At 72.9% G+C, this 14158-nt stretch carries 16 protein-coding genes and 1 riboswitch; of the genes, 12 read left to right on the top strand and 4 right to left on the bottom strand.

The window, feature by feature from the left end; translation table 11 throughout:
* Window positions 1-538: 538 nt before the first annotated feature.
* A complete protein-coding gene (locus KS423_RS02110; RefSeq protein WP_224274171.1) occupies window positions 539-1603 on the bottom strand; it encodes a serine hydrolase in 1065 nt (354 codons plus the stop codon).
* Window positions 1604-1712: 109 nt separating this feature from the next.
* Window positions 1713-2126, bottom strand: coding sequence for an HIT family protein (locus tag KS423_RS02105; RefSeq protein ID WP_224274169.1), 414 nt, complete (start codon window positions 2124-2126; stop codon window positions 1713-1715).
* Window positions 2127-2294: 168 nt separating this feature from the next.
* Between KS423_RS02105 and KS423_RS02100 the strand changes: the two genes are divergently transcribed.
* Entirely contained in the window at window positions 2295-2483 is a 189-nt protein-coding gene (locus KS423_RS02100) for a DUF1508 domain-containing protein (protein WP_224274161.1), read from the top strand.
* Window positions 2484-2596: 113 nt separating this feature from the next.
* Here the strand turns inward: KS423_RS02100 and KS423_RS02095 are convergent, their stop codons facing one another.
* Complete coding sequence (locus KS423_RS02095; RefSeq protein WP_224274160.1) at window positions 2597-3292, bottom strand: MSMEG_1061 family FMN-dependent PPOX-type flavoprotein; 696 nt, start codon at window positions 3290-3292, stop codon at window positions 2597-2599.
* Between the two features lie 193 nt (window positions 3293-3485).
* On the opposite strand from KS423_RS02095, the gene KS423_RS02090 reads away from it, so the two are divergent.
* The 11 genes from KS423_RS02090 to KS423_RS02040 all read left to right on the top strand — a co-directional run bounded on the left by KS423_RS02090 (window position 3486) and on the right by KS423_RS02040 (window position 13055).
* Window positions 3486-3800: an antibiotic biosynthesis monooxygenase gene (locus KS423_RS02090; RefSeq protein ID WP_224274158.1), complete on the top strand. Its 315-nt coding sequence runs from the start codon at window positions 3486-3488 to the stop codon at window positions 3798-3800.
* Between the two features lie 152 nt (window positions 3801-3952).
* Window positions 3953-4080, top strand: a riboswitch (FMN riboswitch).
* A gap of 223 nt (window positions 4081-4303) precedes the next feature.
* On the top strand, window positions 4304-4987 hold the full coding sequence (locus tag KS423_RS02085) for a riboflavin synthase (protein WP_224274156.1): 684 nt from the start codon (window positions 4304-4306) through the stop codon (window positions 4985-4987).
* Entirely contained in the window at window positions 4984-5631 is a 648-nt protein-coding gene (locus tag KS423_RS02080) for a nicotinamide mononucleotide transporter family protein (protein WP_224274154.1), read from the top strand. The genes KS423_RS02085 and KS423_RS02080 overlap by 4 nt, the downstream gene beginning before the upstream one ends.
* Window positions 5628-6899 (top strand): bifunctional 3,4-dihydroxy-2-butanone-4-phosphate synthase/GTP cyclohydrolase II, encoded by a 1272-nt coding sequence (locus KS423_RS02075; protein ID WP_224274152.1) that lies wholly within the window; start codon window positions 5628-5630, stop codon window positions 6897-6899. Before KS423_RS02080 ends, KS423_RS02075 begins: the two co-directional genes overlap by 4 nt.
* A gap of 67 nt (window positions 6900-6966) precedes the next feature.
* Window positions 6967-7440: a 6,7-dimethyl-8-ribityllumazine synthase gene (gene ribH / locus KS423_RS02070; RefSeq protein ID WP_224274151.1), complete on the top strand. Its 474-nt coding sequence runs from the start codon at window positions 6967-6969 to the stop codon at window positions 7438-7440.
* Between the two features lie 100 nt (window positions 7441-7540).
* Window positions 7541-7813 (top strand): phosphoribosyl-ATP diphosphatase, encoded by a 273-nt coding sequence (locus KS423_RS02065; RefSeq protein WP_097238956.1) that lies wholly within the window; start codon window positions 7541-7543, stop codon window positions 7811-7813.
* Window positions 7814-7869: 56 nt separating this feature from the next.
* The gene (gene hisG, locus KS423_RS02060) at window positions 7870-8718 is read left to right on the top strand and encodes an ATP phosphoribosyltransferase (protein WP_224274149.1); all 849 of its coding nucleotides are present in this window, start codon (window positions 7870-7872) and stop codon (window positions 8716-8718) included.
* A gap of 190 nt (window positions 8719-8908) precedes the next feature.
* Complete coding sequence (locus tag KS423_RS02055; RefSeq protein WP_224274147.1) at window positions 8909-9349, top strand: PH domain-containing protein; 441 nt, start codon at window positions 8909-8911, stop codon at window positions 9347-9349.
* 222 nt (window positions 9350-9571) lie between these two features.
* Window positions 9572-10915, top strand: a complete 1344-nt coding sequence (locus tag KS423_RS02050; RefSeq protein ID WP_224274146.1) for a hemolysin family protein — start codon at window positions 9572-9574, stop codon at window positions 10913-10915.
* The gene (locus KS423_RS02045) at window positions 10912-11958 is read left to right on the top strand and encodes a hemolysin family protein (RefSeq protein ID WP_224274144.1); all 1047 of its coding nucleotides are present in this window, start codon (window positions 10912-10914) and stop codon (window positions 11956-11958) included. The genes KS423_RS02050 and KS423_RS02045 overlap by 4 nt, the downstream gene beginning before the upstream one ends.
* 110 nt (window positions 11959-12068) lie before the next feature.
* The gene (locus KS423_RS02040; protein WP_224274142.1) at window positions 12069-13055 is read left to right on the top strand and encodes an NAD-dependent epimerase/dehydratase family protein; all 987 of its coding nucleotides are present in this window, start codon (window positions 12069-12071) and stop codon (window positions 13053-13055) included.
* A 109-nt stretch (window positions 13056-13164) separates the two neighbouring features.
* Here the strand turns inward: KS423_RS02040 and KS423_RS02035 are convergent.
* Window positions 13165-14158, bottom strand: a 994-nt coding sequence (locus KS423_RS02035; protein ID WP_224274140.1) for an AAA family ATPase, incomplete at its 5' end; no start/stop codon positions are given.

Below are 14158 nucleotides of genomic sequence, written 5' to 3'. Positions count from 1 at the left end.
AACCACACCCGCGCCGGCCAGGACAGCGGCCGGAAGCGCCGGTGCACCCGCACCACCGGGCCGAGCCCGCCTGCAGAACCGGCCGCAGAACCGGCCGCACCGGCCGCACCGGCCGAACCCGCAGACCGCGCCCGCGTCGGCGACCACGTCACCGCCACGTCGGCCCCCTTTCACTCGGCGGACTTCCCCTTCGGAACCGCGACTGCCGGATCCCCAGCATCGACCGCCCGTCGCCCCTGGCGACAGTGCCAATCGGCACTTTTTGGCCCGAAACGACCCCTTCATCATCGCGCCCCGGCCGGGACCACCCGCCACGGGGGTGGGTACGAACGGGGCAGACACCACCCGGGCCGGGCGGCAACGCCCGCCTGGGCAGCAGCACAACCGTCATGTCGAGCTCCTTCCGCTCCGCGGCCCCCTCGGGGGAGCCGCCGTCGTCGGATGCCCAGGATCGACTCCTGGCTGTGCCAGCCAACAGTGCCGATCGGCATATTTGCCGCATTCGGGCTGAAACCACCGGCCGCAGGGGGGCGGCCCCTCACCCCGCCGCCGAGAACCCGTTCTGCAGCCTGCGCAGCAGTGCCGTGCCCGCCGGATCGGCCGACCGGCGGGTATTGGCCAGCACCACCACGCCGACCTGCTTCTCCGGGTCGAAGGCCGTGAACGAGCTGAACCCGCCCGTCCCCCCGTTGTGCCAGATCTGGAGGTGTCCGCCCTGCTGGGTGTGCAGCCGGTGGCCGAGCCAGCCCAGGTGTGTCCAGGCGAACGGGTTGACTCGGTGGCGGGTCTCCCGGGTGAGGGCGATCGCGGGCGACAGCGGCGCGTCCGGCTCGCGTTCGGTGGCCAGTTGGGCCCGCAGGAACACCACCAGGTCGGCGGCGGTCGACCGGAGCGCGCCCATGCCGGGCACGGCCGCGAGGTTCCAGTAGGGCACCGGCCGGCCGCCCGGGGTGTGCCCGTGAGCCAGCCGCGCGGACTGGTCCGGGTCCGATCGCACGCAGGTGTCCACCAGGCCGAGCGGCGCGCAGACCTCGCGCGCCACCAGCTCCTCGTACCCGATGCCGCACCGCTGCGCGAGGGCCAGGCCGAGCAGCCCCGCGCCGAGGTTGGAGTAGCGGAAGCCGCGCCCGGGCGCGGTCCGCAGCCGTGTCCGCGCAAGCCCGTCGAGCACCCGATCGGCGGTGCAATCGGCGTACGGATCGGGCCTGTTGGGTGCCATCAGCGACTGCACCACCATGCCCCGGGGCAGCCGGGGGAGCCCCGAGGTGTGGGTGGCGAGGTGTCGCAGGGTGATCGGCTGCGGGCCCTTGGCCGGGACGACGGCGCGCCCGCCGGCCGCCCCGGTGAGCACCTCGGCGAGCGGCTCGTCCAGCCGGACCGCACCGTCGAGGGCCAGTCGCGCGAGCACGAGCGAGGTGAACACCTTGGTGACGGAACCTATTTCGAACAGCGTGTGCGGTCCGGGCACCCCACCGCCGGGACCGGTCCGCCCGGCACCGCGGATCTCCACGTCGCCGCCGGCCAGCCCGGCGACCACCACGCCGACGTGTCGGCCCGAGAGCCGGTCGGCCGTCTGCTGCACGAGGCAGGCGAGTTCGTTCATGCCGGTGAGCCTAGGTGCCCCCTACGGACCGGATCGTCCGCCCGGAAAACGATATCGACCCCCGCCGATGCGACCGCAGAGGTACGCCCCGATGTGCCTCGCACCCCCTTCAGTCCGCCAGTGCCTCCCGCAGCCGGGCCGCGACCTCCGCCGCCCCCGCCTCGTCCGGATACCGCCGCCGCGGCCAGAAGAACCCGCGCAGCCCGTCCTGCGGATTGCGCGGCACCACGTGGACGTGCAGGTGCGGCACCGACTGGCTGATCCGGTTGTTCGCCGCCACGAAGCTGCCCGCGGCGCCCAGCCCGTGCTCGACGGCCGTCGCCACCCGCTGCACCCGCAGGAAGAACGGTCCGACCTCGGCGGCCGGCAGGTCGGCCAGCGTCACGTGGTGGGCGCGCGGCACGACCAGGACGTGCCCGGGGAACAGCGGCCGACGGTCCAGGAAGGCCACCGCCACCTCGTCGTCCAGCACCTGGTGCGCCGGCTCCTCGCCCGCCACCACCGCACAGAAGACGCAGTCCATCCGTCCATTCAAACCACCGGCGGCCGTCCCGGCACCCCTGCGAACGCCGGTGAACCCGGCTTCACCCGTCCGGGTGCCGCCCGGGTGCGGCCGCCCGGCGTCGGGCACACGGTGCTGCCGGGGGCCGATCAGCGGGCGCGCCGTGCGCCCCACGAGGAGGTGGCCCGGATGTCGGGCAGGTTCGAGGTCTACCAGGACTCCGGTGGCAAGTACCGGTTCCGGCTCAAGGCGGGCAACGGCGGGATCGTCGCCACCGGCCAGGGCTACGCCAGCAAGGAAGCCGCGCACAAGGGCGTTGACGCCGTCCAGCGGGCCGCCGACGGCACGACCGGGGCGGACGCTTCCAAGGCCGCCTGAACGCGCGGGCCCGGCGGGTTGCCGATCCCGATGGGTCGGCCGGCCGGCGGGTGACCGACCCCCGCCCGTCGGGCCCCGCGAAGCGGCACCACAGCGCCACCGTGCCGCCCACCTCACTCGTACCGGTACAGCAGCGCCTCCCGCTCGTTCTGCTCGATCATCTCCACGGTCAGCGACTCGTCCCGCAGGTGAGAGAGCGTGACCTCCGCCGAGCTCGGCTGCGCGTCCTTGGCGAGCCAGTTCTCCGGCTTCCACGCCGAGGAGCGCAGGAAGGCCTTCGGGCAGTGTCCGTACACCTCCTCGACGGCGACCACGATCGCGCTGCGCGGCGGCTTGCCGACGGCGGTCAGCTGCCGCAGCAGCCCGGGGTCGGTGGAGACGCAGGCCCGCCCGTTGACCCGCAGCGTGGCATCCCGGCCCGGGACGACGAAGAGCAGTCCGACCCGGCCGGTCTCCAGGATGTTGTGCAGGGTGTCCAACCGCTTGTTGCCGGTGGCGTCCGGAATGGCCAGGGTGTACTCGTCGAGCACCGAGACCAGCCCGGCCGGTCCGCCGCGCGGGGAGACGTCGCAGCGCCCGGCGGCGTCCGAGCTGGCCACGAACACCAGCGAGGAACAGGCGATCAGGTGCTGGGCGACCTCGTGCAGGCGGTCGACCTGCTTGCGGCGCGCATGGTCGCCGGGCTGCTCGTAGATCTCGCGCAGTTGGGCGGGATCGCTGAGCGCGCCCGCGTGGAGGGAGTCGAACAGGCTGCCCGGCCGGTCCGGCGCGGTGGTTGACGGAGTGACAGATTCCGGTGTGGTCGTCATACCGGGAATGTAGCCGAGGCCGCTCGGCGGACCCTGCCCCGGCACCTCCGGAGCCCCTCGGCGAAATCCCGGCCCCACCCCTCCCCACCAGCGGTTTTCCGCTCATAATGGGGGCCAGGGACCACCGGCCGGGGACGACTGGGGCCAGGAGCCGGCGGGCCCGGGACGGCAGCCGCAGCCGGAGGTGGTGGTCGTGATCGTCAGAATCTGGACCGGGCAGGTCATGGCCGGTCGCATCGAGGAGTTCTGCGCGCACCTGGCCGCCCAGGTGATCCCGCAGCTCGGGCGGACCGAGGGCTGCTTCGGCGGCGAGCTGCTGCGCTCGGTGTCCGAGGACGGGCACCGGGTGGTGGTGGTGAGCCGCTGGCGCGACGAGGAGGCCCTGCGCGTGTACGCGGGGCCGATGTGGCGGATCCGGCCGGTCTGGTCGGAGGGCGAGCTGAGCTACCTCGCCCACCCCCCGGAGGTCACCCACTTCACGTCGGTCACCGCCCCCACCGTGCCCTGAAGCCCCATGGCCACCACCCCCGCGCCCCGGGCGGCGGCGCGGGTGCACATGGCCGCGCATTCCCCGCAAGTCCGTGAAACAGACCACAGCCGGAGGCTCTCCCCGCCCTTGCGCGGACCGTGGCACAATGACGGCATCAAGCAGTGACGTTCAGCGCACTCCGGGGTCGGTGAAAATCCGAACCGGCGGTTACAGTCCGCGACCCGTCCGCAGCCAGCGGCCGGTTGACCAGGTGAAATTCCTGGACCGACGGTTAAAGTCCGGATGGGAGGCGTGCGCGGGCGGACGAAGAGCAGTACCCGTGGTCCAGCGGCAGGCGACTGCCTCCCGGGCCTCGGTCAGGTGTGTGGTGGGAGCGGTGTCTCCCGTGCCGGGGGAGCGATCTCCCGGTGGCCTCGGCATCCCCGGCGACGGGTCGTGCCACGGGCCCGCGTGCCGGTGCCCGTCCGTGTCATCTCCCCTGCCGCCCCGGAGTCCGCGCCCCAAGCGCGAGGAGAACCCGGGTGTTCACCGGCATCATCGAAGAGCTCGGCGAGGTCGTGTCGATCGAGGAGATCGGCGACTCCTCACGCATCCGTCTGCGTGGCCCGGTGGTCTGTACGGGTGCCCGTCACGGCGACTCCATCGCGGTCAACGGCGTCTGCCTGACCGTTGTCGACAGCCCGGAGGAACTGGCCGCCGGCACCGGCGAGTTCAGCGCCGACGTGATGGCGGAGACGCTGCACCGCTCCAGCCTCGGCGAGCTGGCACCCGGCTCCCGGGTCAATCTGGAGCGCGCCATGGCGCTCGGCGCCCGGCTGGGCGGCCACCTGGTCCAGGGTCATGTCGACGGCACCGGGCGGCTGTTGAGCCGTGAGCCCGGGGAGCGCGACGCGGAGGGCAGCCTGCGCTGGGAGGTGCTGCGGTTCTCGCTGCCCGGCACGATCTCCCGCTACCTGGTGGAGAAGGGCTCGATCACGGTCGACGGCGTCAGCCTCACCGTGGTGGAGGCCGCCAGGGACAGCTTCACCGTCAGCCTCATCCCGACCACCCTCGCGCTGACCACGCTCGGCGCCAAGACCGTGGGGGAGGGCGTCAACCTGGAGGTGGACGTGCTCGCGAAGTACGTCGAGCGCCTGCTGGAGTCCCGCACCCTGCCGAACCTGCCCGACCTGTCGATCGACGCGACCCCGGGGGAGTCCGAGTGAGCTGGCTCAGCGGCGAGGCGTTCACCGTCCTCGGCGAACACGTCAAGTGGGCCGACATGTTCGGCAACATCCTCGGCTTCGGCGGGCTCGCGCTCGGCTGGCGCCGTTCGGTCTGGAGCTGGCCCGTCCAGCTGCTGTCCGGCGCGGTGCTGATCGCCGCCTACCTCGGCGGCCACGTCCCCGGCCTGATCGGCAAGCAGCTGATCGTGATCGCCACCGCCTCCTGGGGCTGGGCGCAGTGGCGGCGGGGCCGCCGCGACGGCGGCACGATCGCCGTACGGTTCGCCCGTTGGCCCGAGCGGATCGTGCTGGCGGCGGGCACCGCGGCCGGCACAGTGGCGCTCGCCCTGCTCTTCACGTCCTTCCCCAGCCTCTCCTGGAGCCCCTGGTCGGACGCCTACATCTTCGTCGGCACGCTGGCCGCGATGGTCGCCCAGGCCCGCGGCTGGGTGGAGTTCTGGTTCGCCTGGATCGCGGTCGACGCGGTCGGCGTGCCGTTCGCCTTCAACAGCGGCTACACCTTCTCCGGCCTGACGTACTCCGTCTACTTCGTCCTGGTGCTGCTCGGCCTGCGTTCCTGGTGGCTGAGCACCTGTGAGCCGCGCGCCAAGTCCGCCACCGTCCCGCAGGGAGCCACGGTATGACCGAGAACCAGTCCAGCAGCGGCGCCACCGAACCGGAGCTCGTCCTCGACCCGGTCGAGCGGGCGATCGCCGACATCGCGCTCGGCCGGGCCGTGGTCGTGGTCGACGACGAGGACCGCGAGAACGAGGGCGACATCGTCTTCGCCGCGTCCGCCGCGACCCCCGAGCTGATGGCCTTCACCATCCGCTACAGCTCCGGCGTGATCTGCGCCCCGATGACCGGCGAGGAGCTGGACCGCCTCAAGCTCCCGCCGATGACCCAGGTCAACGAGGACCGCAAGGGCACCGCGTACACCGTCTCGGTGGACGCCCGGGAGGGGGTCGACACCGGCATCTCCGCCGCCGACCGCGCCCGCACCGTACGGCTGCTGTCCTCGCCCGGCACCGAGCCCGGCGACCTCACCCGCCCCGGGCACGTCTTCCCGCTGCGCGCCGTCGAGGGCGGCGTGCTGGTCCGCCCCGGCCACACCGAGGCCGCCGTCGACCTGGCCCGGCTCGCCGGGCTGCCGCCGGCCGGCGCGATCGCCGAGGTGGTCAACGACGACGGCACCATGGCCCGGCTGCCCGAGCTGGTCGCCTTCGCCCGCGAGCACGGCCTCGCGATCATCTCCATCGAGGACCTGATCGCCTACCGCCGCCGCACCGAGCTGCACGTCGACCGGGCCGCCGCCACCGCCCTGCCCACCGCGCACGGGGAGTTCACCGCCGTCGGTTACCGGGGCACCATCGACGGCGTCGAGCACCTCGCGCTGGTGGCCGGCGGCCTGGACGCGGAGGGCCGGCTGCCGGACGGCGAGGACGTCCTGGTGCGGGTCCACTCCGAGTGCCTGACCGGTGACGTCTTCGGCTCGTTGCGCTGCGACTGCGGCCCGCAGCTGGAGGCCTCGTTGCAGCGGGTCGCCGAGGCCGGGCGCGGCGTGGTGCTGTACCTGCGCGGCCACGAGGGGCGGGGGATCGGCCTGGCCCACAAGCTGCGCGCGTACGAGCTCCAGGAGCAGGGGCGGGACACCGTCGACGCCAACCTGGACCTCGGCCTGCCGGCCGACGCCCGCGACTACAGCATCGCGGCCCAGATGCTGGTGGACCTCGGCGTCCGCTCGCTCACCCTGCTCACCAACAACCCGCAGAAGCTGGCCGCGCTCACCGAGCACGGGCTCAAGGTCAAGGGGCGCGAAGCGGTCGAGATCGCGCCGGGCGAGCACAACCTGCGCTACCTGCGCACCAAGCGCGACCGGATGGGCCACGACCTGCCCGGCCTCGGCTCCTGAAGCTGCTGAAGCACCTGAAGCACCTGAAGCACCCCCATCAGAGACACACAGGAAGTAGGAGAAGCGCATGAGCGGCCACGGAGCCCCCGAGCTGACCATCGACGGCGCCGCCGACCTCAAGGTCGCCGTCGTCGCCGCCCAGTGGCACGACAAGGTGATGAACGGCCTGCTGGACGGCGCCCACCGCGCGCTCAAGGAGCTGGGCGTCACCGAGTCGACCGTGCTGCGGGTGCCCGGCACCTTCGAGCTGCCGGTCGCCGCCAAGCGCCTCGCCGAGCGCGGCTACGACGCCGTGGTGGCCCTCGGCGTGGTGATCCGCGGCGGCACCCCGCACTTCGACTACGTCTGCCAGGCGGCCACCGCCGGCCTCACCCAGGTCAGCGTCGACACCGGCGTCCCGGTCGGCTTCGGTGTGCTGACCTGCGACAACGAGGAGCAGGCGATCGACCGGGCGGGTCTGCCGGGCTCCGCCGAGGACAAGGGCCACGAGGCCGTCACCGCCGCCGTCGCCACCGCCGTGGTGCTGCGCGCCGCGCTCTGACGACGCCCGTACGGTCCCGGAGCGCGGAAGTCCACCGGACCGTCCACGCTCCGGGACCGTTTACCGTCCGTCCGCCCGCACACCGTAAGGTGGCCCCATCATGGCTTCGAAGACATTCGAGGAGCTCTTCGCCGAGCTCCAGCAGAAGGCCGCCACCGGCGACCCCTCGTCCTCCCGTACCGCGCAGCTCGTCCAGCAGGGCGTCCATGCGATCGGCAAGAAGGTCGTCGAGGAGGCCGCCGAGGTCTGGATGGCCGCCGAGTTCCAGTCGGACGAGCAGACGGCGGAGGAGATCTCCCAGCTCCTGTACCACCTTCAGGTGATGATGATCGCCCGCGGGCTGACGCTCGACGACGTCTACAAGTACCTCTAGACACCCCGCTCTCCCGAGCGCGCCCATCCTCCCTACAGGTAAGGAAGCAACCTCCCATGCTGCGCATCGCCGTCCCCAACAAGGGTTCTCTCTCGGGTCCCGCGGCGGAGATGCTCCATGAGGCCGGCTACCGCCAGCGGAAGGACCCCAAGGAGCTCGTCCTCGTCGACCCGAACAACGAGGTGGAGTTCTTCTTCCTCCGCCCGCGTGACATCGCCGTCTACGTCGGCTCCGGCCGCCTCGACGTCGGCATCACCGGCCGCGACCTGCTGCTGGACTCGCACTCCAACGCCGAGGAGGTGCTCGCCCTCGGCTTCTCCGGGTCGACCTTCCGCTTCGCCCGTCCCGAGGGCGTGACGGTCGAGGACGTCAAGGGCCTGGAGGGCCTGCGGATCGCCACCTCCTACACCGGCCTGGTCGAGCAGCACCTGGCCGACCACGGCGTGAAGGCGACGGTCACCAAGCTGGACGGCGCGGTCGAGACCGCCGTGCAGCTGGGTGTCGCCGACGTGATCGCCGACGTGGTGGAGACCGGCACCAGCCTGCGCAACGCGGGCCTGGAGGTGTTCGGCGAGCCGATCCTGGTCTCCGACGCCGTGGTGATCCGGCCCAAGGGCGCGGGCGAGGACGCGCGGGTGGAGCAGTTCCTGCGCCGCCTCCAGGGCGTGCTGGTGGCCCGCCGCTACGTGCTGATGGACTACGACATCCGCGCCGAGAAGGTCAGCGCCGCCGTCGCGCTCACCCCGGGCCTGGAGTCGCCGACCGTCTCGCCGCTGCACACCGAGGGCTGGGTCGCGGTGCGTTCGATGGTGCTCCGCAAGGAGGCCCAGCAGATCATGGACGACCTGTGGAGCATCGGCGCCCGGGCCATCCTGGTCACCAACATCCACGCCTGCCGCCTCTGACCCGCCCGCCCGGGTGACCCGTTCGCCCGGGTGAGCGCGACGACCGAGCGGCCGCGATGCCCGGGGAACCCGCTCGCCCGGGTGGCCTGCTCACCGGTCCACGAGTAAAGAACGGTTCAATGGGCGGGGACGCCGACCGCGTCCCCGCCCCTCGTGCTGCCGTCACCAGAACCACCCCCGGAGATCGCCCGTGTCCACGCCGCCCGTCGAGTTCCCCGTCACCTGGGCGCCGCGCCGCACCCGCGCCGTGCTCCTGCCGGTCTGCGTGCTGCTGGTGGTGCTGTTCTCCGCGATGGCCGTGCTGCTCCCGGAGAACTGGCAGCTCAACGACCGGATCATGATGACGGCCAGCGGCATCCTCTTCGCCGCCGTCGGCCTGATGCTGGCCCGCCCCCGGGTGAGCGCCGACGCGGAGGGCGTGACGGTGGTCAACTTCGTCCGCAGCCGTCGGCTCGCCTGGGCCGAGATCGTCCGGGTCAACTTCCGCCAGGGCGACCCGTGGGCGACCCTCGACCTCGCCGACGGCACCTCGCTCGCCGCGGTCGGCATCCAGTCCGGGGTCGGCCAGGCGCAGGCGATCGCGGACGCCCGCGCGCTGCGCGACCTGGTCGAGCACCACGCCCAGGTCTGAGCCCGGACCTCCTCCCACCTGGGGTTCCCGGACCATGGCGGGCCGAACGGGCTTCCTACCCCCATCCGGGTATGGTCTACGCTGGTAAAAGTGGGGCAAAGTCCGCTCTGCCCGAAATCGAGTGCCCGACCGACCTGAGGAGTGACACTCCCCCTCGATGGACGATCCGTCCGGTAGTACCTGCGCCGCCTCGCTTCCGACCCCCGGAAGGCAGGCGGCACTGTGATCACCGCCTGGCTGCTGTTGCTCGCGGCCGTTCTCCTGATCCTCGCCAACGGCCTGTTCGTGGCCGCCGAATTCGCCTTCGTGACCGTCGAGCGCGGGGCAGTGGAACGTGCCGCCGAGGCGGGTGACGCCAAGTCCCGCCGCGTCGCCGGCGCCCTGCGGCACCTCTCCTTCGAACTCTCCGGCGCCCAGCTCGGCATCACCGTCACCTCGCTGGTGGTCGGCATGCTCGCCGAGCCGGCCCTGTCCACCCTGCTCGCGCCCGTCATGTCCGCCATCGGCGTGCCCGACGCGGCCGCCCGCGGCGTCGCCGTGATCGTCGGCATGGCGCTGGCCACCGTCGTCCAGATGGTGATCGGAGAGCTGGTGCCGAAGAACTGGGCGATCTCCCGCCCGCTCCAGGTGGCCCGCGCGGTCGCCGCCCCGCACATGGCGTTCTCCTTCGCCTGCCGTCCGCTGATCAGCTTCCTGAACGGGACCGCCGACCGGACCGTCCGGGCCTTCGGCATCGAGCCGCAGGAGGAGCTGGGACACGCCCGCACCCCGGACGAGCTGGTCTCGCTGGCCCGCCACTCGGCCAAGGCCGGCGCGATAGACGAGGAATCGGCGACCCTCTTCGTCCGCACCCTGGGCCTGGGCGAGCTGACCGCCGAGTCCGTGATGACCCCGCGGGTGGACGTGGCCGCGCTCCAGCGCGACGCCACCGCCTCCGACGTCATCAACCTCACCCGGGCGACCGGCCTGTCCCGCTTCCCGGTCTACACCGACAGCCTGGACGAGGTCACCGGCACCGTCACGCTCAAGGACGCCCTGGCCGTCCCGGCCGTCCGGCGCGGCCTGGTGCGGGTCGGCGAGCTGGCCTCGCCGCCGCTGCTGGTGCCCGAGACGCTGCCCGCCGAGCGGCTGCTCGACCAGCTGCGCCGCCTCCAGCCGATGGCCATCGTGGTCGACGAGTACGGCGGCACCGCCGGCGTCGTCACCGTCGAGGACATCGTCGAGGAGATCGTCGGCGAGGTGCAGGACGAGCACGACCCCGACGACCACCCCGAGCTGCTCCCGCTGCCGCCGGTCAACGGCCTGCCGGTCTGGGAGGCCGACGGCCGCGCCCGGATCGACCAGCTGGAGCGGATCGGCCTGAACGCCCCCGACGGCCCGTACGAGACCCTGGCCGGTCTGGTCGCCGACCTGCTCGGCAAGCTCCCCGAGGTGGGCGAGCAGGCCCACCTGCCCTGCTGGCGCTTCACCGTGACCGGTGTCGACCGCCACCGCACCACCGAGGTCCGGGTGGAGCGCACGAGCGCGCCCGCGCAGTTCGACGAGGACGGGCAGGAGAGCCGATGACCGCCCTGCAACTGGCCGTCGCGCTGCTGCTCCTGCTCGGCAACGCCTTCTTCGTCGGCGCCGAGTTCGCCGTGGTGTCGGTGCGCCGCAGCCAGATCGAGCCGCTCGCCGAGGCCGGGCACAGGCGTGCCCGCACCGTGCTGCACGCGCTGTCCAACGTCTCCGCGATGCTGGCCGCCGCCCAGCTCGGCATCACCGTCTGCTCGCTGGGCCTCGGTGCCCTCGCCGAGCCGACCATCGCCGTCCTGCTGGAGGGTCCGTTCCACGCGATCGGCGTCCCGTCCGCCCTGATGCACCCGCTCTCGTACGGGATCTCGCTCGCCGTCGTGGTCTTCCTGCACATGGTGATGGGCGAGATGGTGCCGAAGAACATGGCCATGGCCGGCCCGGAGCGGGCCGCGCTCTGGCTCGGCCCGCCGCTGGACCGGCTGGCCCGCTGGCTCTCCCCGGTGATCCGGCTGCTGAACGCCTTCGCCAACGGCGTGCTGAGGCTGTTCCGGGTGGACGCCAAGGACGAGGTCGAGTCGGTCTTCACCACCGAGCAGCTGATGTACCTGCTGGCGGACTCCCGGGACGCCGGCCTGCTCGACGAGAGCCGCCAGGAGCGCCTGGAGGACGCCCTGGAGCTGGGCCACCGCCCGGTCACCGAGGTGCTGCTCAAGCCCGAGCAGCTGGTCACCGTGGACACCGAGGCGACCGCCGCCGAGGTCGAGGAGCTGGCGCTGCGCACCGGCTTCTCGCGCTTCCCGGTCACCGATGGCGATCCGGCCGGCCACGGCTACCTCGGCTACGTCCACCTCAAGGACGTCCTCGACGTGGACGACCCCTCGATGCCCGTCCCGGCCCGTCTGCGGCGGCCGATCACGGCTCTGCGCGGCAGCCTCCCGCTGGACGACGCCCTCGGCGCGATGCGCCGGGCCGCCTGCCACCTGGCCGCCGTCCTGGACCAGGACGGGCGCACGCTCGGGGTGGTCATGCTGGAGGACGTGCTGGAGGAACTGGTCGGCGAGGTGCACGACCCGGACCACCGCGCCACGGTCTGACACCCCTCCGGAAAGTTCCGGCTTTCGCTGACGGCGTGTCCGCTCCCGGCGATTCCGCCCAGAGCGTTCAGCCGTTCCATGCCGACCACCCTGGCAGCAGGGTGGTCGGCATGAGACTTCTCCTGCTGGGTGGAACCAGGTTCGTCGGACGGGTCATCGCCGAGGAGGCGTCGGCCAGGGGATGGGAGGTGACGGCCCTCAACCGCGGCACGCAGCCCGCGCCCGAGGGCGTCCGGGTGCTGAAGGGCGACCGCACCACCGAGGACGGCCTCGCGGCGCTCGGTACGGGGGAGTGGGACGCGGTGGTGGACACCTGGTCCTGGGCCCCCGCGGCGGTGCGTGACAGCGCCCGACTCCTCAACGGCCGGGTCGGCCACTACGCGTACGTCTCCAGCCGGTCGGTGTACGACTACCCGCTGGCGGCCGGGGCCGGCGAGGCCGCGCCGGTGGTCGCCTCCTCCCCGGACCTCACCGGCGAGGTGCCCTACGCCGAGGCCAAGCGCGGCGCGGAGCTGGCGCTGGAGGCGGAGTACGGCGGGCGGGCGCTGCTGGCCCGGGCCGGGCTGATCATCGGCCCGCACGAGAACATCGGCCGGTTGCCCTGGTGGCTCAACCGGATCGCCGAGGGCGGCCCGGTGCTCGCCCCGGGGCCGCGTGACCTGGCGCTCCAGTACATCGACGTGCGCGACCTCGCGGCCTGGATCCTGGACGCCGCGGTGGCCCGGCTCGGCGGCCCGTACAACCTGGTCAGCCCGTCCGGCCACGCCACCACGGGCGAACTGCTGGAGGCCTGCGTACGGGCCACCGGCTCGGACGCCGAACTGCGCTGGACGGACCCGGAGCGGATCCTCGCGGCGGGCATCGAGCCGTGGACCGAGCTGCCGGTCTGGCTGCCGCCCGGCGAGCTCTACGACTTCCTGCACACCGGCCTGGTCGAGCGCGCGCTCGGCGCCGGGCTGCGCTGCCGCCCGGTCGCGGAGACCGTCGAGGACACCTGGGCCTGGCTGCGGTCGATCGGCGGCAGCGCCCCGCAGCGGGCCGACCGGGCCGGGGTCGGGCTGGACCGGGAGCGGGAGGCCGCGCTCCTCAAGGGCTGACACTGCCGACACCGGGGTCCTCGACGGCCGGACCCGGGCCGCACCCGGGCACCAGCACGGGCACCGGGGCGCAGCCGGTCCCGGGGGAGCCGGTCCCCGGAGTCGGGGATCAGCTCCGGCCGTCGATCAGCTCCCCGTACGCCTGGACCAGGTCCGGCAGCCGCAGCGTGGCCAGGTCCTCCCGGCCCGGCGGCTCGCGCAGCAGCGACAGTCGCAGGTCCCGGTAGGCGCAGGACTTCTCGTACAGGGTGCGGATGAACCGGCCGTTGCCCAGCTCGTCGATCCAGCCCTCACGGACCACGTGGGCGCAGATGCTGGCCAGCTCCTCGGCGGCGTCCTCGTCCCAGCCGTCGCCGTCCCGGCCGGCCAGCGCCGCACCGATCGCGGTCAGCTCGCCGGGGCGGTAGCTGGGGAAGTCGACCCGGGTGGTGAAGCGGGAGTTGAGGCCGGGGTTGGTGGCGAGCAGCCGGTTCATGCCCTCGGGGTAGCCGGCCAGGATCACCACCAGCCGGTCCCGGTTGTCCTCGGCACGCTTGAGCAGCACCTGGAGCGCCTCGTCGCCGTACGCGTCGCCCTTGGTGTAGCCGGAGTTGGAGAGGCTGTACGCCTCGTCGATGAACAGCACGCCGTCCAGGGCGGAGTCGATCAGCTCGTTCGCCTTCACGGCGGTCTGGCCGAGGAACTCGCCCACCAGGTCGGCGCGCTGGGCCTCCACCAGGTGGTCGCCGGAGAGCAGGCCGAGGGCGTGGAAGACCCGGCCGAGGATGCGGGCCACGGTGGTCTTGCCGGTGCCCGAGGGGCCGGAGAAGACGAAGTGGCGTTTCGGCGGCTGGACGGGCAGACCCTGCTCGGCCCGGAGCCGCGACATTCTCAACTGGGCGGACAGCGCCCGCACCTGGCGCTTGACCGGCTCCAGGCCGACCATCAGCGAGAGTTCGGCCAGGGCCGCGTCCAACTCCCGTTCGTCGCCACCGGTCCGGGGCTGGGGTGCGGCGGCGGTCCGGGGCTGCGCCCTGCCGAAGGCGGGCAGCGGCGGCGGTACGGCGGGGCCGGACGGCGTGCCGGAGCCGGAGCGCTCCCCGGCAGTCTGCGGCGCGCCGTCG

The sequence above is a fragment of the Streptomyces sp. LS1784 genome (assembly GCF_020103755.1).
Lineage (GTDB): Bacteria > Actinomycetota > Actinomycetes > Streptomycetales > Streptomycetaceae > Kitasatospora.
Note: the sequence above shows the minus strand (reverse complement) of the source record. Positions and strands in the feature narration are given on the sequence as shown.